General features: G+C 39.9%; 26 protein-coding genes. 24 read left to right on the forward strand and 2 right to left on the reverse strand.

Translation table 11 applies throughout. The annotated features are described in order from the left end of the window. The first annotated feature begins 170 nt into the window (after positions 1–170). Positions 171–638 carry a 30S ribosomal protein S7 gene (rpsG, locus tag OCK74_RS10255; protein ID WP_279296942.1) on the forward strand — a complete coding sequence of 156 codons (468 nt, stop codon included), beginning with the start codon at positions 171–173 and terminating at the stop codon, positions 636–638. Between the two features lie 142 nt (positions 639–780). Here the strand turns inward: rpsG and OCK74_RS10260 are convergent, their stop codons facing one another. After that, entirely contained in the window at positions 781–2,085 is a 1,305-nt protein-coding gene (locus OCK74_RS10260; protein ID WP_279296943.1) for a hypothetical protein, read from the reverse strand. A 690-nt stretch (positions 2,086–2,775) separates the two neighbouring features. On the opposite strand from OCK74_RS10260, the gene fusA reads away from it, so the two are divergent. Continuing rightward, entirely contained in the window at positions 2,776–4,923 is a 2,148-nt protein-coding gene (gene fusA / locus OCK74_RS10265; protein WP_279296944.1) for an elongation factor G, read from the forward strand. Between the two features lie 499 nt (positions 4,924–5,422). Beyond that, positions 5,423–6,205, forward strand: coding sequence for a DUF4382 domain-containing protein (locus OCK74_RS10270; RefSeq protein ID WP_279296945.1), 783 nt, complete (start codon positions 5,423–5,425; stop codon positions 6,203–6,205). Positions 6,206–6,749: 544 nt separating this feature from the next. Here OCK74_RS10270 and OCK74_RS10275 read toward each other — a convergent pair. Further along, positions 6,750–7,685 carry a lysylphosphatidylglycerol synthase transmembrane domain-containing protein gene (locus OCK74_RS10275; RefSeq protein ID WP_279296946.1) on the reverse strand — a complete coding sequence of 312 codons (936 nt, stop codon included), beginning with the start codon at positions 7,683–7,685 and terminating at the stop codon, positions 6,750–6,752. A gap of 143 nt (positions 7,686–7,828) precedes the next feature. On the opposite strand from OCK74_RS10275, the gene rpsJ reads away from it, so the two are divergent. The 21 genes from rpsJ (at position 7,829) to rplO (ending at position 18,697) form a co-directional block, all read left to right on the forward strand. Next, the gene (gene rpsJ, locus OCK74_RS10280; RefSeq protein WP_028787065.1) at positions 7,829–8,134 is read left to right on the forward strand and encodes a 30S ribosomal protein S10; all 306 of its coding nucleotides are present in this window, start codon (positions 7,829–7,831) and stop codon (positions 8,132–8,134) included. 349 nt (positions 8,135–8,483) lie between these two features. Continuing rightward, entirely contained in the window at positions 8,484–9,101 is a 618-nt protein-coding gene (rplC, locus tag OCK74_RS10285) for a 50S ribosomal protein L3 (protein WP_279296947.1), read from the forward strand. A gap of 2 nt (positions 9,102–9,103) precedes the next feature. After that, the gene (rplD, locus tag OCK74_RS10290) at positions 9,104–9,742 is read left to right on the forward strand and encodes a 50S ribosomal protein L4 (RefSeq protein ID WP_279296948.1); all 639 of its coding nucleotides are present in this window, start codon (positions 9,104–9,106) and stop codon (positions 9,740–9,742) included. A gap of 42 nt (positions 9,743–9,784) precedes the next feature. Next, positions 9,785–10,084, forward strand: a complete 300-nt coding sequence (rplW, locus tag OCK74_RS10295) for a 50S ribosomal protein L23 (RefSeq protein WP_279296949.1) — start codon at positions 9,785–9,787, stop codon at positions 10,082–10,084. A 78-nt stretch (positions 10,085–10,162) separates the two neighbouring features. Further along, positions 10,163–11,002 (forward strand): 50S ribosomal protein L2, encoded by an 840-nt coding sequence (rplB, locus tag OCK74_RS10300; protein ID WP_279296950.1) that lies wholly within the window; start codon positions 10,163–10,165, stop codon positions 11,000–11,002. A gap of 94 nt (positions 11,003–11,096) precedes the next feature. Continuing rightward, positions 11,097–11,366, forward strand: coding sequence for a 30S ribosomal protein S19 (gene rpsS / locus OCK74_RS10305; RefSeq protein WP_279296951.1), 270 nt, complete (start codon positions 11,097–11,099; stop codon positions 11,364–11,366). An 86-nt stretch (positions 11,367–11,452) separates the two neighbouring features. Further along, on the forward strand, positions 11,453–11,791 hold the full coding sequence (gene rplV, locus OCK74_RS10310; RefSeq protein WP_279296952.1) for a 50S ribosomal protein L22: 339 nt from the start codon (positions 11,453–11,455) through the stop codon (positions 11,789–11,791). Positions 11,792–11,891: 100 nt separating this feature from the next. Further along, the gene (gene rpsC / locus OCK74_RS10315) at positions 11,892–12,683 is read left to right on the forward strand and encodes a 30S ribosomal protein S3 (protein ID WP_279296953.1); all 792 of its coding nucleotides are present in this window, start codon (positions 11,892–11,894) and stop codon (positions 12,681–12,683) included. A gap of 71 nt (positions 12,684–12,754) precedes the next feature. Further along, positions 12,755–13,177: a 50S ribosomal protein L16 gene (gene rplP / locus OCK74_RS10320; RefSeq protein WP_279296954.1), complete on the forward strand. Its 423-nt coding sequence runs from the start codon at positions 12,755–12,757 to the stop codon at positions 13,175–13,177. Between the two features lie 20 nt (positions 13,178–13,197). Further along, positions 13,198–13,407 carry a 50S ribosomal protein L29 gene (rpmC, locus tag OCK74_RS10325; RefSeq protein WP_279296955.1) on the forward strand — a complete coding sequence of 70 codons (210 nt, stop codon included), beginning with the start codon at positions 13,198–13,200 and terminating at the stop codon, positions 13,405–13,407. A gap of 79 nt (positions 13,408–13,486) precedes the next feature. Then, positions 13,487–13,765 (forward strand): 30S ribosomal protein S17, encoded by a 279-nt coding sequence (rpsQ, locus tag OCK74_RS10330; RefSeq protein ID WP_279296956.1) that lies wholly within the window; start codon positions 13,487–13,489, stop codon positions 13,763–13,765. Positions 13,766–13,843: 78 nt separating this feature from the next. Then, positions 13,844–14,212, forward strand: coding sequence for a 50S ribosomal protein L14 (rplN, locus tag OCK74_RS10335; protein WP_279296957.1), 369 nt, complete (start codon positions 13,844–13,846; stop codon positions 14,210–14,212). 120 nt (positions 14,213–14,332) lie between these two features. Further along, complete coding sequence (gene rplX, locus OCK74_RS10340) at positions 14,333–14,665, forward strand: 50S ribosomal protein L24 (protein WP_279296958.1); 333 nt, start codon at positions 14,333–14,335, stop codon at positions 14,663–14,665. Continuing rightward, on the forward strand, positions 14,665–15,231 hold the full coding sequence (gene rplE / locus OCK74_RS10345) for a 50S ribosomal protein L5 (RefSeq protein ID WP_279296959.1): 567 nt from the start codon (positions 14,665–14,667) through the stop codon (positions 15,229–15,231). Before rplX ends, rplE begins: the two co-directional genes overlap by 1 nt. 98 nt (positions 15,232–15,329) lie before the next feature. Then, on the forward strand, positions 15,330–15,599 hold the full coding sequence (gene rpsN, locus OCK74_RS10350) for a 30S ribosomal protein S14 (RefSeq protein ID WP_279296960.1): 270 nt from the start codon (positions 15,330–15,332) through the stop codon (positions 15,597–15,599). A gap of 118 nt (positions 15,600–15,717) precedes the next feature. Next, positions 15,718–16,116 carry a 30S ribosomal protein S8 gene (rpsH, locus tag OCK74_RS10355; protein WP_279296961.1) on the forward strand — a complete coding sequence of 133 codons (399 nt, stop codon included), beginning with the start codon at positions 15,718–15,720 and terminating at the stop codon, positions 16,114–16,116. Positions 16,117–16,265: 149 nt separating this feature from the next. After that, positions 16,266–16,820, forward strand: coding sequence for a 50S ribosomal protein L6 (gene rplF / locus OCK74_RS10360; protein ID WP_279296962.1), 555 nt, complete (start codon positions 16,266–16,268; stop codon positions 16,818–16,820). A 99-nt stretch (positions 16,821–16,919) separates the two neighbouring features. Beyond that, positions 16,920–17,279, forward strand: a complete 360-nt coding sequence (gene rplR, locus OCK74_RS10365) for a 50S ribosomal protein L18 (RefSeq protein WP_279296963.1) — start codon at positions 16,920–16,922, stop codon at positions 17,277–17,279. 97 nt (positions 17,280–17,376) lie between these two features. Next, a complete protein-coding gene (gene rpsE / locus OCK74_RS10370; RefSeq protein ID WP_279296964.1) occupies positions 17,377–17,895 on the forward strand; it encodes a 30S ribosomal protein S5 in 519 nt (172 codons plus the stop codon). A gap of 73 nt (positions 17,896–17,968) precedes the next feature. After that, on the forward strand, positions 17,969–18,151 hold the full coding sequence (rpmD, locus tag OCK74_RS10375) for a 50S ribosomal protein L30 (protein WP_279296965.1): 183 nt from the start codon (positions 17,969–17,971) through the stop codon (positions 18,149–18,151). Positions 18,152–18,247: 96 nt separating this feature from the next. Then, positions 18,248–18,697 (forward strand): 50S ribosomal protein L15, encoded by a 450-nt coding sequence (rplO, locus tag OCK74_RS10380; RefSeq protein WP_279296966.1) that lies wholly within the window; start codon positions 18,248–18,250, stop codon positions 18,695–18,697. The last annotated feature ends 122 nt before the right edge of the window (positions 18,698–18,819 follow it).

Genomic DNA, 18,819 nt, shown 5'->3' on the forward strand with positions numbered 1-18,819 from the left:
AAGCCGTTCTAAATACGGAACTAAAAAAGATAAAGGCGGTGCTAAAGCAGCTCCAGCTAAGAAAAAATAATTTCAGATAAGCCAGGTTATTCAATAACCTGACAGTTATAAAATTCAAATTAAAAGGGTTTATCAGGAGTTCCTGTTATAATCCATAAAATAGTGATACGATGCGTAAGTCACAAGCAAAAAAATTACCTCTGGCTCCAGATCCTCGTTTTAACGATAAGCTGGTTACCCGTTTTGTAAACAACATTATGTGGGAAGGTAAAAAGAGCGTAGCTTTTGATATTTTTTACAATGCTCTTGAAAAAGTAGCAAAAACAACCGGCGAAGACGGTTATGAAATTTGGAAAAGAGCTTTGTCCAATGTAACGCCTGCCGTAGAAGTGCGCAGCCGTCGTATTGGTGGTGCTACCTTCCAAATTCCTGCAGAAGTTCGCGCTGATAGGAAAATTTCTTTGAGCATTAAATGGTTGATCCGTTATAGCCGTGAAAGAAATGGCCGTAGCATGGCGGATAAACTGGCAAACGAAATCGTTGCTGCTGCTAAAGGTGAAGGCGCTGCTTTCAAAAAGAAAGAAGATACTCACCGTATGGCCGAGGCAAACAAAGCTTTTGCACACTTCAGAGTATAACGAACTTTTTTCGTAGCTAATTATAATAGGAGAGGTGGCTTCTAACCAGAAGCTACCTCTTTTTTATGTTATTACCATAATGGAATTGGCATAAAAAAATCCCGCTTGTGCGGGATTTCGAGTTATTGAACTATCTTATATATTAAGCATTATCACCTTCTTCAGATGGGGTGCTGCCCATTCCTCCGGTTTGCGGAGTTTCTCCTGTTTCAGGAGCTTCAGGTGTTGCTGGAGATTCCAGGTCTGTAGGAGTAGTGATACCTTCAGGAGTTTGTGTTCCTGTAGAAATATCCGAACCTTCATATTGAGTTCCTGTAGTAGGAACAGGTGATATGCGTGGCTCTTCAGATGCTGCTTTACGTCCTCCATTTACACTCGCTTTTGGACGTGCTGCACTCTTCTTAACTACGGCACTACGGCTTCCAATTGCACTTTTAGGTGCAGCGGCTTTTGCTGACTTAACAGCTGCGCCTTTGATGCTCTTAGTGCTTACAGCTTTACCAGCTCCTTTAACACTAACTGCTTTTTTAACACTCACAGCTTTAGTTCCTTTGCTGACGCTTTTTACACTGGCAGCCTTTGTGCCTTTGCTTACACTTTTTGCACTAACTGCTTTGGTTCCTTTGCTTACAGATTTAGCGGCTTTTGCTGACTTAACAGCTGCGCCTTTGATACTTTTAGTGCTTACAGCTTTACCAGCTTTTTTAACACTAACTGCTTTAGTTCCTTTGCTTACACTTTTCGCTCCTTTAATGCTCTTGATGCCAACACCTTTAGCAGCTTTTGTGCCTTTTAAAGCAGCGCCTTTTACGCTTGCTCCTTTAGCAGCTTTAACTCTGCTAGCGGCACCTTTAACAGCTGCACCTTTCTTTATAGTTGCACCTTTCTTTATTGAAGAAGCGCCTTTGGCACTTACTGATTTTGCTGTTCCGCGGAATGCTGCGCCTTTTACACCTTTACCAGCTGCACCTTTAGCCGCTTTTACACTTTTTACAGCTTTTACAGCTTTAACACCTTTTGCTGCTTTTGCAGCTTTGGGAGCTGTAACACGTCCTTTGGATGCTGCTTTAACACTAGTTCCTCTGGAGGCAACACCTTTAACTGAACGTCCAGCTACTGGCGATTTTTTAGCCATACCTTTTACACTGCGTGCTGCACTTGATCCTCCGCGTGAAGCTACACTCTTTGCAGATCCGCCACGAGCAGCAGCTCCTTTAGCAGCTTTTGCTTTTCCAAGGCCTTTTGCACTTGCAGCAGCTTTGCTTGCAGGACGTGCTGCTTTTGCGCTTTTGCTGGCACCTTTAGAAGCAGATTTTACAGATTTGGCTGCTTTTCCTGCAACTCCGCGCGACTGGCTTGCTGCCTTGGATGCGCTTTTAGCTGCAGTTCTGCCACCAGCACTTTTGCTTACTTGCTTAGTGGCAGCTTTCTTTGTTGCTTTTGCCATTTTAATGGGTTTTTAATGAGAATAAAAAGGGTTTAGTAATAAGAAAAAAAATTCAAAAGTTGAAATTACAATCTTGATAATGAATTGCAAAAATTATGCGAACATGATTTGTAGATTTATATAGATTAATATCATCGCAGCCACATTTGATGATTATATAACAGTAAATGAGAAGTAAACTTGCTCAATAGATACAACATAGATGGCAGGTTGATGCTACCATAAACTTAATGATCATTTAATGTAATATGCTTAACGATCTAAACTAAATTAGGTGTTCTATATAGCAATAGTAAATCTGTCTGGTCCCGATATCAGCCTGATGTTTACTGAACTTTGAAGAAGCTATAAATGATACAATAATGATAATAAATATCGAAATGAATACAAACGGAATGAATTATTCTATGCTTCTTTTTTGTTTGAATGATCTCTAAATATCAGATAGCTTACTCCTTCAAACAATGTTTCGGCCTACTCATTTTCCGTCCCAATTTGTTAAACTATCCTTTGAAGACCATCTTTAACAAACATTGAATAAAGGAAATATGGATATATTTTGCATTTTCTTACCTTTGCACCTCTTTTTTGTAAAATAGAAGAAAAGAGTGTGGAATCAACTGTTTCAGCAAGGATCGCTGATTGGTATCCCACAACAAGTAAAACACAACATTACAACAATTAATAATCATGGCAGACTTGAGATTTCAACGCAATTTTGGTATTGCGGCCCACATCGATGCGGGTAAAACCACTACAACCGAGCGTATCCTGCGCTACACAGGTATGATCCACAAAATCGGTGAGGTGCATGATGGCGCCGCTACCACCGACTGGATGGAACAGGAAAAGGAAAGAGGTATCACGATTACCTCTGCTGCTGTAAGCTGCCAGTGGAACTTCCCTACTGTTAAAGGAAAGGCCGATGCAAACACTAAAAAATATTATTTCAACATTATCGATACTCCGGGACACGTGGACTTTACTGTAGAAGTAGAGCGTTCTATGCGTGTATTGGATGGTCTGATTGCCTTGTTCTCTGCCGTTGACGGTGTGGAACCTCAGTCTGAAACTGTATGGCGCCAGGCAAACCGTTACCGCGTTCCTCGTATCGGTTTCGTAAATAAAATGGACCGTTCAGGAGCTGACTTCCTGATGGTAGTGAACCAGGTTCGTGAAATGCTGGGTGCTAAAGCTGTTCCCCTGCAATTACCAATCGGCGCTGAAGACAACTTCAAAGGCGTTGTGGACCTGATCACAAACAAAGGTATCATTTGGCACATGGAAACTGAAGGTATGACCTTCGATGAAATTCCTGTTCCGGATGATATGAAAGAAGAAGTGGAATACTGGAGAAGCCAACTGATCGAGGCTGTTGCCGAGTACGATGATACGCTGATGGAGAAATTCTTCGACAACCCAGACACTATCTCTGAGGATGAAATTCATGAAGCTATTCGCAAGGCTACTATCGACCTGAGCATCGTTCCTATGATGTGCGGTTCTTCTTTCAAAAACAAAGGTGTACAAACTGCTTTGGATGCCGTTTGTCGTTACCTGCCTTCTCCTGCTGATGTAGAAGCTATTGTTGGTACAGATCCTAATACAGGTGAAGAATTGACCCGTAAGCCTGATGCAAAAGAACCTTTTGCAGCTTTGGCTTTCAAAATCATGACCGATCCTTTCGTAGGTCGTCTGGCGTTCTTCCGCGCTTATTCCGGTCACCTGGATGCAGGTTCTTATGTATTGAACGTAAGAAGCGGTAAGAAAGAGCGTATCTCTCGTATCATGAAAATGTTCGCTAACAAGCAGAACCCAATCGACTTCATCGAAGCTGGTGATATCGGTGCTGCTGTTGGTTTCAAGGAAATTAAAACCGGTGATACCCTTTGTGACGAAAATCACCCAATCGTTCTGGAAAACATGTTTATTCCAGAGCCGGTGATCGCTATCGCCGTTGAGCCTAAAACTCAGGCCGACGTTGATAAAATGGGTATGGCTATTGCCAAGCTGGTAGAAGAAGATCCTACACTGCGCGTAAATACAGATGAAGAAACAGGACAAACCATCCTTCGTGGTATGGGTGAGTTGCACCTGGAGATCATCGTAGATCGTATGCGTCGTGAGTTCAAAGTAGAAGTAAACCAGGGTGCTCCCCAGGTTGCTTATAAAGAAGCTTTCCAAAATACTGTTGAACACAGGGAAGTACTAAAAAAACAATCAGGTGGTCGTGGTAAATTTGCCGATATCATGTTCAACCTTGGACCAATTGATGAGGAGTTTGTAAAAGAAAATCCTGATAAGAAGTACCAGTTTGTCAATGATCTCTTCGGTGGTTCTATCCCACGCGAGTTCGTTCCTGCAATCCAGAAAGGTTTCGAACAAGCGATGACTACAGGTGTACTGGCTAGCTACCCGGTTGATAATATGAAGATCCGTGTATATGATGGTAGCTTCCACGCGGTTGACTCTGATGCAATGTCATTCGAACTTTGTGCAAGGCAAGGTTTCCGTGAAGCAGCTCGCAAAGCAAAACCGGTATTACTCGAACCGATCATGAAAGTTGAAGTGTTGACTCCTGATCAATATATGGGTGATGTTACTGGTGACTTGAACCGTCGTCGTGGTATGCTGGAAGGTATGGATACACGTGCAGGTGTTCAGGTGATCAAAGCAAAAGTTCCGCTGAGCGAAATGTTCGGTTATGTGACCCAACTTCGTTCTCTGTCTTCTGGTCGTGCATCTTCTACCATGGAGTTCTCTCACTATGCTCCAGCTCCAAACAACATCGCTGAAGAAGTGATTGCTAAGAGCAAAGGCAAAGTAAGTGCTGAGTAATTGATTATAAGCATTTAGTTATACTGAAGGGCTGTCTCATAATTTGAGACAGCCTTTTTCATTCTTGCAAGTGATCTGATCAATTAAAATATATGCTCAGCTATAAATACCTGCCTGCACCTTCATTGAACTTTTAATCAGGGCATTTGTTGTTTTTAAGGTTAATTAGTCAGGAAATACGCTGGAAATACAGTTTGTAAAGAAACTTAATAATTTAGGTCAGCCTGACACAATAAACAGGTATTTATTTTGTTTATAATAAATAATTCGTACGAAATGTCCCGTTTTTAAACCTTATATATCCGAGAGCCAGTAATGGCTATGAAAGACTAATGGAGAGATTAGAAAGAGGCTGTTTTAAAAGTTTGAGGCAGCCTCTTTTTATTAGTTAGGTGTTTCCATTAGGCGATTATAAAGTCTTTATTTGCTTTAGGATATTGTTTCTCTTTTTTTAACAGTTTGGTCCCTTTTTTGCAGAGTTTCGCGAAAACCTTACTTTATGAAAATCACAAAACTGCTCTTAGCTGTTTTAGTTGTATCACTTTCGCTCTCATTTATCTCTTGCTCTAAGAATGAATCTAATGGTAAAGCTCGTTTACAAGTATACTTGACCGATGATCCCGGTGATTATGATGAAGTCCTGATTGATGTTCAGGATATTTTAGTGAACTATACCTCCAACGAGAACGAGGGATGGGAAAGCCTTAATAATGTAAAAAGAGGAACCTATGATGTCCTTAAGCTGGTAAACGACAAGGATACCATGTTGGCGGATGCTGAAATGCCCACAGGAAAAATAGAACAGATCAGGCTGATATTAGGACCTAACAATTATGTAAAGGTGAATGGCTCTACTATCAAGCTGGAAACGCCAAGTGCCCAGCAATCAGGTTTGAAATTGAATATTCATCAGGACGTAACAGGTGATATCATATACAAGCTTCATTTGGATTTTGATGTAGCAAAATCAATCCATCAAACTGGAAATGGCAAGTTTATGCTGAAGCCAGTGATCCGTACTATCCTTGAAGCAGCAGGCGGTACCATCAAGGGTTATATCAAACCAGATTCCATTCAAACTGCAATATTAGCCATTCAAGGTCCGGATACTGTCGCTAGCACCTTTAGCTTGTCAGGTGGCTACCTGATCAAAGGCCTGAATCCTGGCACTTATGATTTGCATTTCCTTCCCTCAGATACAACCTTAGCTAAACAGGTAAAAACCGGCATCAGTGTCACCATCGGCAAGGTTACAACTGTTGATACATTAAAATTGAAGTAATACAGATCAGGAACTCTTAATTATATTTTATAAACCTATGGGCTGTCCTAAAATACAAGGACGGCCTTTTTTATTTTATAACAAGGTGCAGATTTTCTCTATGCACGAATCCTAGTCTTCCACGCTCTCTGTCTCCAAAAAATAAACTCAACCTTCGTTGCTTCAGTATACCATCAGTATACCTTAAGTATACTTAAAGTAGAGCTAGAGTATTCCAACAGCATCCCTCCATTCCCCCTACTTACCCCATACTTAAGCCGTACCATAGCCGTACCATAGGCGTACTTTAGGTATACTTTAAGCATACCTAAGCCGATGCTACTTCGACCATCCTTCGATCATCCTTCGACCATCTTTCGACTATGCTTCGATCTGAATGGAGCAAATGCTCATAAATAAGGGGAAATCAACCTATAGGCAGAACGCCTTCAAAGCCTTTAATGGAGTTAATGGAACTGGTCCTAAAGGTACAAAACCAACCCCCACTTTCCAAGTTTTGCTCCCCAACTTCCAACTCCAAACTCCAGACCTCAAACTCCAAATCTCAAAATCCTTTTTCAGATACCTCTGGCTGCAAATCCGCCACACCAGCAGGTACATCCACATTCTTTAGGGGATCATTAAAAATATAATAGGCACCCCAAACACAGCTTAATACATTGCACAAATAAAAAAGCAGGCTAATAATGACCCCGATGTGAGGGTCTAAATGGAAAAAACGTGCTCCTTCAGCAAACACCAATTCCCTTGTTCCTAGCCCACCTCCAAGAGAAACAGGAAACACAGAAACAATCGACGCCAGTAAAAAGATGAGAATCCATTCGTGCTGTAGGGGAACTCCTAAACTCGCCATAATAAAATAGATACAGATCACCTGGCAAAGCTGAACGGCAAGGCCCCAAAAGAAAGTAGGCCAGAAGCCTGCTATAAAGTCTTTGAAAAAGGATCTGATGGCCAAATAAAAAATCCCTACCCCAACAAATGCACCACTAACCATAACTGCATCAACCAGCGTCTCATTGATAACGGCGATAGCGTATGCACAGAGAATAACACCTAAGGCCAATAATCCACTGAACCTGTCCAAAAGTACAGCCGAGGTAGTCTTCTTATATGAAGCCTTAAACTTCTTGTTCAAAATAATAACCTTATACGCATCCCCGCCAATAGCTCCGGGCAAAAACAAGTTATAAAACATGCCCAGCCAGTACAGCTTAATATTATCCCATTCTGAAATGAAAAGTGAAATGTTCCTGAAATAAATATTCAAACGGAAGGCAGACAACAGTTTCGATAGAGCATACAGCAGAACCGCAATTCCCAAAAGCAACCAGTTGGCTTTTAATAATGCGATCCACACATCCGAAAAGTCGATCTTCTTGGAAATATACCAAAAACAAAGAGCCGTAATTACAATTTTAAGCATCAGCTTCAGTAGCTTTCCTTTGCTTTTCCCTTCTTTATTAGAATTATTTTCCATCAAAATAATAGTCTGTAGGAGTAAATAGGGCTGCAAGTAACTGCATTTAAGGTTTTATTTAAGAAAAAAAGTTTTGAAAACTTTGTTGATATTCATGTAGACCGTTACCTTTGCACTCCCATTCCAAAAATGGGTTAAGACTTATGTCACAGAGAATCAGAATTAAATTACAGTCTTACGACCACAATTTGGTAGACAAATCAGCAGAGAAAATAGTAAAGACTGTTCGTAGCACAGGTGCAGTAGTAACGGGACCAATTCCTTTGCCTACACGCAAAAAGATCTTTACAGTATTACGTTCTCCGCACGTAAACAAGAAAAGCCGCGAGCAGTTCCAGTTAGCAACTCACAAGCGTTTGCTTGATATCTACACTTCTTCTTCCAGAACTGTAGATGCTTTGTCAAAGCTTGATTTGCCTTCCGGTGTTGAAGTTGAGATCAAAGCGTAGAAGCAGCGGATCGCTCTATTCCGGTTGCGGATTTGCCGGATTGAATAAAGTAGGATCCGGATAGTTCTTATAAAAGATGTCATCTCTCAATCTCATCAATAGCGATGAGAGAAAAGAGCTCTGAAATAGTAATATTCTCCGGTTCCAAAAGAACATGGAGTTAACATATAAAACAAGCCCTTCGAGGTTTGTTTGTCGCCGGTACTTCTGAAGCCAAAGGCCCGTTACAAGGACGGATAAAGGAAAAGGTCGGTGATAAACCAGGATTGACCCTTCGATGATAAAAAGGATTTGACTATCAGCATCGGAGAATGTCTTGTATGACCTTGCGGGGAAAAACCGTAAGAAAATGAAAGGAATCATTGGTAAAAAAATTGGGATGACCAGTGTGTTCGATGCGAGCGGAAAACAAACCGCCTGCACGATCATCGAAGCTGGTCCATGCGTTGTAACCCAAGTGAAAACGCAGGAGACAGATGGCTATACGGCCCTGCAGATCGCATACGGCGATAAAAAAGAAAAACACACTTTACTCTCTGAGAAAAATCACTTCGCTAAAGCCAGTACCCCGGCTAAAAAGTGTGTAAAAGAATTCAGAAATTTCTATCAGGAACAAAATATCGGTGATACCATCACTGTTGACATTTTTGCTGAAGGCGAAAAAGTTGAAGTTGTTGGTACTACAAAAGGTAAAGGTTTCCAGGGTGTTGTGAAACGCCATGGATTCAGCGGTGTTGGTGAAGCTTCTCACGGCCAGCACGACCGTCAAAGAGCTCCGGGTTCTATCGGTGGTTCTTCTTACCCTAGCCGTGTATTCAAAGGCATGCGCATGGCCGGCCGTATGGGTCAGGACCGCGTAAAAGTTAAAGGCCTGAAAGTCGTTAAGATTTTCCCTGATAAAAACTACATCTTGGTAAGTGGTTCTGTTCCAGGCCACAATGGTTCAATCGTTTTAATCCAGAAGTAATCATGCAAGTAGAAGTATTAAATATACAAGGACAAAAAACAGGTAGAACTGTTGAACTCCCCGAAGAAATCTTCGGAATCGAGCCGAACAACCACGCAATCTACCTCGCAGTAAAACAATACCTGGCAGCTCAACGTCAAGGCACGCATAAAGTAAAAACCAGGGCTGAAGTAAAAGGTGCTAGCCGCAAGTTACACCGTCAAAAAGGTACTGGTGGTTCTCGTAAAGGTAATATCCGCAACCCTTTGTATAAAGGTGGTGGTACTATCTTCGGACCTAAGCCTCACAAATATGATATCAAACTTAACCGTAAAGTAAAAGACCTGGCTAAAATTTCAGCTCTTTCTCACAAGGCTAAGGAAAATTCAATTTTTGTGGTGGAAGATCTGAACTTCGACACTCCAAAAACAAAGGCTTTCATGAATGTATTGGGAAGCATCAACGTTGCTGATAAAAAAGCATTGTATGTTGCTCCGGAATACAATACCAACGTTAGTCTGAGCCTTCGCAATATTCCTTCTGTATTAGGTGTGTTGTTAAGCGATATCAACACTTATGATATTGTGAACTCAGAAGTAATCGTATTATCAGAAAGCGCGGCGAAAATTTTTGCTGGTGAAGAAGCTGAAGTAGCTGCATAATTAGCTAATAAGCAGATTGTCAAATTCTCAAATTAAAATCAGATGAAAACTTCTGAAATATTGGTAAAACCAATTTTAACTGAAAAAGCAAATCAGCAGCAAGACAAATTGCGCCGTTATGCTTTCAAAGTTGCAAGAAAAGCAAACAAACTGGAAATTAAGAAAGCTGTTGAGCAGTTTTATGGTGTGAACGTTATTGACGTAAATACAGCTGTTGTTCCAGGAAAAAATAAAACACGTTATACAAAGAAAGGTTTCGTTCAAGGTCAAAAGCCAGCATACAAAAAAGCTCTGGTAACTGTAGCTGAAGGCGAAACAATCGATCTGTATTCAACGATCTAGTAAATAAAAATATGGTAACAAGCGCCGAGAAGTCTTGATTCTTAGAAATATCAAAATACTCTTTAAGGGTTAATAAAAATGGCACTTAAGAAATATAAACCGATGACAGCCGGTACTCGTTGGAGAATCGGTAATGCATACGCAGAAATCACTACCAATGAACCAGAAAAATCATTGGTTGAATTTAAAAAAGGAACTGGTGGACGTAACTCTTCTGGTCGCAGAGCAATGCGCTATATCGGTGGCGGTCACAAGAAAATGTACCGTGTCATCGATTTCAAACGCAATAAGAAAGAAATCCCTGCAACTGTAGCAACGATCGAATACGATCCAAACCGTTCTGCTTTCATCGCTTTGTTACATTATGCAGATGGTGAAAAAAGATACATCATCGCTCCACAGGGTCTGAAAGTAGGTGCAACAGTTGTAAGTGGTGATGCAGTAGCTCCTGAATTGGGTAATGCTTTACAATTGAAAAACATGCCTTTGGGTACTGTTGTTCACAACATCGAAATGCAACCTGGCCAAGGTGGTAAAATTGCCCGTAGCGCTGGTGCTTCCGCTCAGCTTTCGAACAAGGAAACAAAATATGCGGTTCTTAAGATGCCAAGTGGTGAATTAAGAAAGGTTTTGATCAACTGCTATGCTACTGTAGGTGTGGCTTCTAACAGCGACCACAACCTGGAAAGCAAAGGTAAAGCAGGTGCAAACCGTTGGAAAGGTATCAAACCTCGCAACCGTGGTGTGGCTATGAACCCTGTAGATCACCCAATGGGTGGTGGTGAAGGCCGTGCATCAGGTGGCCATCCTCGTTCTCGCACTGGCAAATACGCTAAGGGTGAAAAAACAAGAACTAAAGGAAAAGGTAGCGATAAATTAATCATTCAACGTAGCAACGGCAGCAAACTGTCTAAATAATTGAATGATCAATGGTGAATGGTCAATGATTGTAATTGATTATTGACCATTTAACAAACAAATCAAAATCGTAAATCGTAAATCGTAAATATCAATGGCTCGTTCGATTAAAAAAGGTCCTTATGTAGCAGCACATCTTGAAGATAAAGTGTTGGCTGTAAATGAAGGAAAAGCAAAAAAAGGCGTAATTAAAACCTGGAGCCGCCGTTCGACAATTACTCCTGATTTTGTTGGGCATACGTTCGCTGTACATAATGGAAATAAATTCATTCCTGTTTATGTAACAGAGTTTATGGTAGGTCACAAATTAGGTGAATTTGCACCAACCAGAAACTTCAAAGGACACTCAAGTAAAAAAGGATAAAAGAAATTTTGAGATTTTGGGGTTGCGGGATTATTTGATATATATCTCAAAATCACAAAATCCCTCAATCAGAAATAATAATAAAAATGGAAGCAGTAGCTAAACTGAACAATTACCCTACATCACCACGCAAGATGCGCTTACTGGCTGACTTGGTTCGTGGTATGGAAGTAGAAAAAGCACTTGCTGTATTAGAGCATAATGCTAAACACCCTGCAGTACCTCTTCGCAAATTGGTTCTGAGCGCTATCAGCAACTGGAAACAAGGAAACGAGAACGGTGATGAAGGCAGATTATACATCAAAACCATTTTCGTTGATGGTGCTAGAACTTTAAAGCGTATGCGTCCAGCACCTCAAGGTCGTGGATACCGTGTACGTAAAAGAAGTAATCACGTAACTGTAGTTGTTGACGCAAAAATTTAGCTAATACGATAATTAGCTAATGTGCTAATAAAAAGAATAGATTAAACAAAGTGATGATTGCAACATCATTAGCTAATTATCACATTATCAAATAAAAAACATGGGTCAAAAAGCAAATCCTATAGGTAACAGGTTAGGTATCATCAGAGGATGGGAATCTAACTGGTATGGTAATAAAAAAGATTTTGCAACCAAACTGATTGAGGATAACAAAATCAGAACCTACCTGAATGCCCGTATCAATAAAGGTGGTATTTCCAAAATAGTTATTGAAAGAACATTAGGAAAACTAATCGTTACTATTCATACTTCTAAGCCTGGTATCATCATAGGTAAGGGCGGTAATGAAGTGGACAGAATCAAGGAAGAATTAAAGAAACTGACAGGCAAAGACGATGTTCAGATCAACATTCTTGAAATTCGCCGTCCTGAGCTGGATGCCATGATCGTTGGTGACACCATCGCTCGTCAAATTGAAAACCGTATTAATTACAAACGCGCAATTAAAATGGCAATAGCTTCTGCACTGCGCATGGGTGCTGAAGGTATCAAAATTAAAGTTAGCGGCCGTTTAGGTGGTGCTGAAATTGCCCGTACTGAAGAAATCAAGCAAGGTCGTACTCCTTTGCATACCTTTCGTATGGATATCGACTATGCAAATGTTTTTGCTTTAACAGTTTACGGAAAGATCGGTATTAAAGTATGGATCTGTAAAGGTGAAGTATTGACAAAGAGAGACCTGAATCCAAACTTCATTGGTGGTAAGAGTGAAGTAAGCGACAGAAGAGATAGAAGAGAAGGTAGAAGTGATTTCGGAAGAGATAGAAGGCAAGGTGGTGGCGGAGGCCGTGATTTCAGCAAAGGTCGCGGTGGAAGAGGCCAGCATCAATAATGAATAAATATGTTAATGATCAATCAGTAATTGTTTGATCGTTCATTTTCAAATTTTCAAATTAAACATAAATGTTACAGCCGAAAAGAACAAAGCACAGGAAAATGCATAAAGGTCGCATGAAGGGCGATGCTAAAAGAGGAGCTACAATCTCCTTCGGTTCTTATGCATTGAAAGCTTTGGAAAGCCATTGGATCACTGACCGTCAGATCGAAGCTGCCCGTCAGGCTATGACACGTCATATGAAACGTGAAGGTAATGTTTGGATCCGTATTTTCCCTGATAAGCCAATTACCCGTAAGCCTTTAGAAGTACGTATGGGTAAAGGTAAAGGTAACCTTGAATTCTGGGCTGCCGTTGTAAAACCAGGTCGTATCCTTTTCGAATTGGATGGTGTATCCGAAGAAGTAGCAAAAGGTGCATTGGAACTGGCTGCAGGAAAATTACCTATTGCAACCAAGTTTGTTAAACGCTACGACTTAATGGGCGTATAAATAATTTCAAATTAACTGAAATGTCAAAGAAAGTAGATTTCCAAAAAAGCATTCAGGCTCTGAGCGTAGAAGATTTACAAGCAAGGATCACTGAAGATGAGATTCGCTTAAGAAAGCTTGAGTTTGCACATGCTATCACTCCATTGGAAAATCCAATGAGCATCAGAAACATGCGTAGAGAAGTAGCACGTTTGAAAACACAATTAAGAAAAAAACAATTAGAGGCATAGGTAACGAGTCATTAGCTCTGAGCAACGAGGATTTGCCCGTGGCTCGAAGCTCGAAGCTCGAAGCTAAAAACTGAATACAATGGCTGAAAATACAACTACAGCAGTAGAACGTAACTTAAGAAAAACCAGAATTGGTGTAGTTACCAGCAACAAGATGACTAAATCCATCACTGTTGCCGTAGAAAGAAAGGTAAAACACCCCATCTATGGTAAGTTCGTAAAGAAAACAACCAAATTCCATGCTCACGATGAAAAAAATGAGTGCAGCATTGGTGATGTTGTGAAGATTATGGAAACTCGCCCCCTTAGCAAAACTAAGCGTTGGAGGTTGGTTGAAGTTATCGAGAAAGTGAAATAATTAGTTGAAATCGCAAATAAGAAGTACGAATTATGAAAGTCGTACTTCGTAATTCGTAATTCGTAAATCGTTTTTGAAATGATCCAGCAAGAATCCCGGTTAAATGTTGCGGATAATAGCGGCGCAAAAGAAGTGCTTTGTATCCGTGTATTGGGAAATAGTGGTCAGCGTTACGCAAAAGTGGGTGACAAAATCGTAGTTACCGTAAAGGACGCTATACCAGCCGGTGGTATAAAAAAAGGCACAGTAGCTAAAGCAGTAATCGTAAGAACAACGAACAAACTGCGTCGTAAAGACGGCTCTTACATCCGTTTTGATGACAATGCAGTAGTGATCTTGAACGCAGCTGATGAACCACGTGGTACACGTATCTTCGGACCCGTTGCAAGAGAACTTCGTGATAAAGGTTATATGAAGATCATTTCATTGGCCCCAGAAGTTTTGTAGTAAGTTGGCTGGAGTGCGCGGAAAGTTGAAATGCTCTTTCACTACTGACCAATCAACACTCACAAACGATAATAAATATTTGATAACATAAAACAAAAAGTCCCTCCGGGGATTTAGGTTATGAAAACAAGATTCAAACCAAAGTACAATATCAGGAAAGGCGATCAGGTAGTAGTGATTGCTGGTGATGATAAAGACTTGAAAAAGCCTCGCCTGGTAAAAGAAGTATTGGTTGAGGATGGTAAAGTAATTGTTGAAGGTGTCAACATCATCACTAAGCACACTAAGCCTTCAGCACAAAATACCAAAGGCGGAATTGTAAAAAAAGAAGCTCCTATCCATATTAGCAATGTTATGTTGTGGGATGGTAAGCAAGCCGCTAAAGTAAAAAGAGAAGTAAAAGAAGACAAAAAAGTACGTATATCTAAAAAATCTGGGGAGGTAATTAAATAATGGCTACAGTAAAACATACTCCGAGATTAAAAGACAAATACAAACAGGAAGTAATTCCTGCTTTGATGAAGCGCTTTAGTTACAAATCAATCATGCAGGTTCCTAAACTTGAAAAAATCGCTATCAACCGTGGTGTTAACGGTGCTGTAGCTGATAAAAAGTTGGTGGATATCGCGATTGAAGAACTGACAACCATCAGTGGTCAGAAAGCAGTAGCTACCTACTCTAAAAAAGATATCTCCAACTTTAAGTTGCGTAAAAACATGCCCATTGGTGCAAGAACTACTTTACGTGGTGAAAAGATGTACGAATTCTTGGATAGGTTGATTGCTGTTTCTTTACCTCGTGTTCGCGACTTTAAAGGTATCAATGAGAAATCTTTTGATGGTCGTGGAAACTACACAATGGGTGTGACTGAGCAAATTATATTTCCTGAAATCGATATCGATAAAGTAAACAAAATCACTGGTCTTGATATCACTTTCGTAACTACTGCTAAAACTGATGAAGAAGCATATGAGTTACTGAAAGAATTAGGGATGCCTTTCAAAAACATTAAGAAGTAAAAAAATTTACGATTTACCATTTGCGATTTGCCAGAAGCAATACAAACTTCTAAATCGTAAATCGTAAATCACAAATCGTAAATCATAAATAAATAATTATGGCTAAAGAATCAGTAAAAGCCAGACAGCGCAAAAGAGAAAGAATGGTTGCTCAATATGCTGAAAAAAGAGAAGCATTGAAGCAAGCTGGCGACTGGAAAGCTTTGGATGAATTACCCAAGAACTCTTCAAGCGTACGTTTGAAAAATCGTTGCCAAATGTCTGGACGTCCAAGAGGATATGTTCGTTACTTTGGAATTTCCCGTGTTGCCCTGCGTGACATGGCCCTGAATGGTAAAATACCAGGATTGAAAAAAGCCAGCTGGTAATATAGCTTATTGTATTCTGGCATTTCAGAATTTAATAAGTAAGCTTAAAATAATTAAACTTAAAACTTAAAACTTTTCCAATTATTCCGCTCAGGCGGAATGTAGGAGGGCAATAAATATGGTAACAGATCCCATAGCAGATTTTTTGACAAGAATTCGCAACGCACAAATGGCAGGACACAGAATCGTAGAAATTCCTGCTTCTAATTTAAAAAAGCGTATGACTGAGATCTTGTACAATCAAGGTTATATTTTGAAGTACAAGTTTGAAGATGATAACAAACAAGGCTTGATCAAAATCGCCTTGAAGTATGATCCTCAAACAAAATTACCAGCTATTCAAAGTCTGGAAAGAGTAAGCCGTCCAGGTCTGCGTCACTATGCAAAGCCAGCTGATTTCCGTCGTGTAAAAGGTGGTTTAGGTGTTGCTATTCTTTCTACATCTAAAGGTGTATTGACTGATAAAGAAGCTAAAGCTCAAAACGTAGGCGGCGAAGTTCTTTGTTACATTTATTAATGCACTTGTTCTGATAAGGAACTAGGTTTATAAATTCCTTATCAGAACTTGTTTCAATATAAAAGAGTTGCTGATACATTAAGCCGACACCTATCCAGGCTGACCGGTCAACAGCTATCAGATTAATCTACAAACAACAATCTTTTTTTATGTCTCGTATAGGTAAACAACCAATTACAATCCCTGCAGGTGTAACTATAACTGTAAACAATGACAATATTGTAACAGTAAAAGGACCTAAAGGTGAATTAAAGCAAGCGATTGATCGTGATATTACTGCTGAAATAAAAGACAATCAATTGACTTTCTCTCGTCCTACAGATCAGATCCGCCACCGTGCTATGCATGGTTTATATAGAGCCTTAGTTGCAAACATGGTGAAAGGTGTAACTGATGGTTATGAAAGAAAATTAGAACTTGTCGGTGTAGGTTTTAAAGCAGCTAACACTGGTAACGTTTTAGATTTAGCTCTGGGTTATTCTCACAATATCATTTTTGAAGTTCCTTCAGAACTGAAAGTTGCAACTGCTCAGGAAAAAGGTCAAAATCCAACAATTACTTTGAATGGAATCGACCGCCAATTAATTGGACAGGTAGCTGCTAAATTGCGTAGCCTTCGTAAACCTGAACCTTACAAAGGAAAAGGTGTTCGCTACTCTGGTGAAGTGGTTCGTAAGAAAGCTGGTAAAGCGGCTGGTAAATAATGAGCTGATATGCGAATGTGAAAATCTTTGGTTTTCACATTCGCTCATTTTAAATTTTCAAATTTTCTCCTGGCAGAATCAGGAAAATAAATAAAAGCAATGAGAACAAGCGCTAAAACACTTAGAAGGAAAAATATTCGTAACCGCATCAGAACTAAAATTGCTGGTACGACTCAGAAACCACGCCTGTCTGTTTTCCGCAGCAATTCTGACATCTATGCTCAATTGATTGATGATGATAAAGCTGTAACCATTGCAGCTGCATCTTCAAGAGATAAAGATATTGCCGCCCAAACTGGTACTAAATCAGAAAAAAGTAAATTAGTTGGACAGGCAATCGCTCGTAAAGCAACTGAATTAGGACTTAAGGAAGTTGTTTTTGATCGTGGTGGGTACTTATATCATGGCCGTGTAAAAGCGGTTGCTGATGGTGCAAGAGAAGGAGGCCTTCAGTTCTAAAATTTACAATGTATAATTTACGATATGCTATCTGATTGCTATCGTAGGTTGTAAAGCGTAATCAATTTAATAGTATATCGTAATTCGAAAATAATTTATGGCAAAAGCTAATTTAAACAGAGTAAAAGCAGGCGATCTTGAATTAAAAGAAAAGGTTGTTGCTATCAACCGGGTAGTAAAAACTACCAAAGGTGGTCGTGCTTTCAGTTTCTCTGCATTGGTAGTAGTAGGCAATGAAAATGGCGTAGTTGGCCACGGTCTTGGAAAAGCTAAAGAAGTTCAGGAAGCTATTACAAAAGGAATTGAGGATGCAAAGAAAAACTTGATCAAAGTGCCTGTTATGCATGGTACTGTTCCTCATGACCAACTGGCTAAAGAAGGTGCTGCTAAAGTATTGATCAAACCTGCCGCTCATGGTACTGGTGTAATCGCCGGTGGATCTATGCGTGCAGTATTGGAAAGCGCTGGTGTTACAGACGTATTAGCAAAATCTTTAGGTTCTGCAAACCCGCACAACGTGGTGAAAGCAACATTCAAAGCTTTGTCTCTTCTTCGCGAACCTGTTGAGGTTGCTAAGACCAGAAGAATCGGGTTAAAGAAAGTTTTTAATGGCTAAAATAGTCCTGTATTGATTATCAATACTTTTTTATTGATAATGCTTTATTCTGGCTATGTTAAATAACTGAATTATGAAAAAAATAAAAATAACTTTAGTAAAAAGCCCAATTGACAGACCTGAGCGTCAAAAGCAAACATTAATAGCTTTGGGTTTGAATAAATTGAACATTGCTAAAGAAGTAGAAGCTACCCCCCAAATCCTGGGCATGGTTCGTAAAGTAGAACATCTGGTAGCAGTAGAAGAAATCGCCTAATTAATTGAATATCCTTTAGGTTTCTCTATTACTTTTGAATAGGATTATAGTAAAATAAGCGAGGGGAGATGCCCCGCAGAGTAAAAATCAAAAACAATGAAATTACACAATTTAAAGCCTGCTAAAGGCGCTGTACATAAGGAAAAACGTTTAGGTCGTGGTGAAGCTTCTGGTCATGGCGGTACCTCTACAAAAGGTAACAAAGGTCAACAAAGCCGTACTGGTTATCAAAGAAAAATGGCTCACGAAGGTGGCCAGATGCCAATTCAACGTCGTGTTCCAAAACGTGGCTTCAAAAACATCAATAGGGTAGAATACAAAGTATTTAACCTGGGTCAAATTGAGCAGATTGCTGAGAAATATGGAATTCAGGAGTTTTCTTTGGAGAACTTGTACATGAATGGATTGATCAACCAGACTGACAGAGTAAAGGTATTGGGTAATGGTGAGCTCAAAAACAAATACACTTTCAAAGTAAACGCGATCAGCGGAAAAGCTAAAGAAGCTGTTGAAGCTGCTGGTGGTTCAGTTGAAATTGTAAGTTAAAATTGATTAAATTTGATGCGCATATAGCGTATAATTGGGTAATAATTTTATAAAAAATTGAAGAAGGGTTTGCAATAAAGATTATATGTCTTAATATCGCAAACCCTTTTTAATTCAACAAA

The sequence above is a fragment of the Paraflavisolibacter caeni genome, assembly GCF_025628885.1.
Taxonomy (GTDB): domain Bacteria; phylum Bacteroidota; class Bacteroidia; order Chitinophagales; family Chitinophagaceae; genus Flavisolibacter; species Flavisolibacter caeni.

What these genes read in the sequence shown, in the direction of transcription:
- rplC (WP_279296947.1), top strand. Translation starts at nt 8,484, where the DNA reads ATGAAAGGAATCATTGGTAAAAAAATTGGGATGACCAGTGTGTTCGAT.
- rpsH (WP_279296961.1), top strand. Translation starts at nt 15,718, where the DNA reads ATGGTAACAGATCCCATAGCAGATTTTTTGACAAGAATTCGCAACGCA.
- OCK74_RS10275 (WP_279296946.1), bottom strand. Translation starts at nt 7,685, where the DNA reads ATGGAAAATAATTCTAATAAAGAAGGGAAAAGCAAAGGAAAGCTACTG.
- rpsE (WP_279296964.1), top strand. Translation starts at nt 17,377, where the DNA reads ATGGCAAAAGCTAATTTAAACAGAGTAAAAGCAGGCGATCTTGAATTA.
- rplO (WP_279296966.1), top strand. Translation starts at nt 18,248, where the DNA reads ATGAAATTACACAATTTAAAGCCTGCTAAAGGCGCTGTACATAAGGAA.
- rpmC (WP_279296955.1), top strand. Translation starts at nt 13,198, where the DNA reads ATGTCAAAGAAAGTAGATTTCCAAAAAAGCATTCAGGCTCTGAGCGTA.
- rpsN (WP_279296960.1), top strand. Translation starts at nt 15,330, where the DNA reads ATGGCTAAAGAATCAGTAAAAGCCAGACAGCGCAAAAGAGAAAGAATG.
- rplE (WP_279296959.1), top strand. Translation starts at nt 14,665, where the DNA reads ATGGCTACAGTAAAACATACTCCGAGATTAAAAGACAAATACAAACAG.
- rpsQ (WP_279296956.1), top strand. Translation starts at nt 13,487, where the DNA reads ATGGCTGAAAATACAACTACAGCAGTAGAACGTAACTTAAGAAAAACC.
- rplV (WP_279296952.1), top strand. Translation starts at nt 11,453, where the DNA reads ATGGAAGCAGTAGCTAAACTGAACAATTACCCTACATCACCACGCAAG.
- OCK74_RS10260 (WP_279296943.1), bottom strand. Translation starts at nt 2,085, where the DNA reads ATGGCAAAAGCAACAAAGAAAGCTGCCACTAAGCAAGTAAGCAAAAGT.
- rplX (WP_279296958.1), top strand. Translation starts at nt 14,333, where the DNA reads ATGAAAACAAGATTCAAACCAAAGTACAATATCAGGAAAGGCGATCAG.
- rpsJ (WP_028787065.1), top strand. Translation starts at nt 7,829, where the DNA reads ATGTCACAGAGAATCAGAATTAAATTACAGTCTTACGACCACAATTTG.
- OCK74_RS10270 (WP_279296945.1), top strand. Translation starts at nt 5,423, where the DNA reads ATGAAAATCACAAAACTGCTCTTAGCTGTTTTAGTTGTATCACTTTCG.
- rplB (WP_279296950.1), top strand. Translation starts at nt 10,163, where the DNA reads ATGGCACTTAAGAAATATAAACCGATGACAGCCGGTACTCGTTGGAGA.
- rpsS (WP_279296951.1), top strand. Translation starts at nt 11,097, where the DNA reads ATGGCTCGTTCGATTAAAAAAGGTCCTTATGTAGCAGCACATCTTGAA.
- rplD (WP_279296948.1), top strand. Translation starts at nt 9,104, where the DNA reads ATGCAAGTAGAAGTATTAAATATACAAGGACAAAAAACAGGTAGAACT.
- rpsG (WP_279296942.1), top strand. Translation starts at nt 171, where the DNA reads ATGCGTAAGTCACAAGCAAAAAAATTACCTCTGGCTCCAGATCCTCGT.
- rplW (WP_279296949.1), top strand. Translation starts at nt 9,785, where the DNA reads ATGAAAACTTCTGAAATATTGGTAAAACCAATTTTAACTGAAAAAGCA.
- rplR (WP_279296963.1), top strand. Translation starts at nt 16,920, where the DNA reads ATGAGAACAAGCGCTAAAACACTTAGAAGGAAAAATATTCGTAACCGC.
- fusA (WP_279296944.1), top strand. Translation starts at nt 2,776, where the DNA reads ATGGCAGACTTGAGATTTCAACGCAATTTTGGTATTGCGGCCCACATC.
- rpmD (WP_279296965.1), top strand. Translation starts at nt 17,969, where the DNA reads ATGAAAAAAATAAAAATAACTTTAGTAAAAAGCCCAATTGACAGACCT.
- rpsC (WP_279296953.1), top strand. Translation starts at nt 11,892, where the DNA reads ATGGGTCAAAAAGCAAATCCTATAGGTAACAGGTTAGGTATCATCAGA.
- rplN (WP_279296957.1), top strand. Translation starts at nt 13,844, where the DNA reads ATGATCCAGCAAGAATCCCGGTTAAATGTTGCGGATAATAGCGGCGCA.
- rplP (WP_279296954.1), top strand. Translation starts at nt 12,755, where the DNA reads ATGTTACAGCCGAAAAGAACAAAGCACAGGAAAATGCATAAAGGTCGC.
- rplF (WP_279296962.1), top strand. Translation starts at nt 16,266, where the DNA reads ATGTCTCGTATAGGTAAACAACCAATTACAATCCCTGCAGGTGTAACT.